This window comes from Faecalicatena contorta, assembly GCF_021531895.1.
Classification (GTDB): domain Bacteria; phylum Bacillota; class Clostridia; order Lachnospirales; family Lachnospiraceae; genus JAFBIX01.
In genome coordinates this window covers 1-1,383 of sequence record NZ_JAFBIX010000074.1, presented here as the reverse complement: position 1 = coordinate 1,383, position 1,383 = coordinate 1, and the positions used below count along the sequence as shown (strand labels likewise).

Below are 1,383 nucleotides of genomic sequence, written 5' to 3'. Positions count from 1 at the left end.
ATTAATTATAGGAAATCAGATTAGATTAGATCCTAACAATGTTTCACAATTTGAGATTGAAGGTATTAGAGTAAATTGGAATATATTAGAGATATTAAATTTAGAGCAGACAGAAATATATAATAGAATATTGAATGTATGTAATATTAACGAAGATGATAAGTTATTGAAAGTGAATGGTGAAGATTCCAATATAGTTATAGAGTTACCGCTTATTAATAAATTAAGAGTGTGTTTAGTGATATGGGGAATAGAAGTTATTATTATTACATTTTTATTATTTTTTTTATATTCTAAAATACAATGGATTTATAAAAAAGATAAAGTAAAATGTATAAAATGGACACAATATTTTGTTGCAGTGTTTATGATGTTGTGTATATGTTGGTATGGTATACAAGCGATAAAAACTGTTTATGCATTAGATGAGCAATCATATTATGTAAATGAAGGTGATATGAATTATCAAAGTTCGAATAATGAAATTATTCGGACAGAATTTACAGCAATTGCAAATAACATAAGTGTTTTAGAGATAGACATTAAAAATATGTCGGGAAAATGGGGGGATATTTCTTATCAGATTGTTGATAAGAATGGGCAAAATGTAAAAAAAATTCAAGAAACAAGTGTAGAAAAATTTTTGAGTAATGATTCTGAACATTTGAATTTAGATGTAACAGATGTAAGGTTTGAGCAAGGAGAAAAATATGTACTAATAACACAGTTTACAAATAATTTTGGGAATCTATTGTTCAATATGAGTAAAGGAGAATTAGTACTTTGCCAAAGTTATCAGTTTGAGCATCAAATATTATATATTTCTATAATTTTATTATGTTGTTTTAGTGGAATGATCTTTATATTTATTCTTATGCGTTTTGGGTTGAAGAGAAAAGTTTACATAATATTTTCATTGATAATAGGAATATTGGCTATTTTTATTGTTCCGCCCGCAAGTCGTGATGATGAGTATAGACATTTTGTGAGAGCATATTCGCTGGCGAAAGGAGAATTAAATATACCAGAGTCAGATGTTGAAGGAGATGAGATTGGAAATTTTGCTTTTGAAGAAAAGGGAAAAGGATATTTTGTTGAAGTGCCTAAAGAAATAGGAGATATTCGTCTTTTAGATTATTCTTTTAATTATAATGATAAATCTTATTATGCAGAAATAAATCAAAATCTATGTATAGATAGGTTAATTGTTTTATTAAAAGATGATCCAAACATGGAACCTGTTACTGTATCAGTTGTGGCAACGGCTCAAAGGGGATTGTTGTATTATTGGCCACAAGTAATAGCAATTTGGATAGGTATGATATTGGGATGTAGACCAATTTTATTATTTTATTTTGCTAGACTTGGACAGCTAGTAGTATG

1 protein-coding gene is annotated in these 1,383 nt (G+C 27.6%); it reads left to right on the top strand.

Annotated elements, in window-relative coordinates:
* A partial coding sequence (locus JQM81_RS13455) for a DUF2142 domain-containing protein (RefSeq protein WP_235234327.1) occupies positions 1-1,383 on the top strand: 1,383 nt, incomplete at both ends.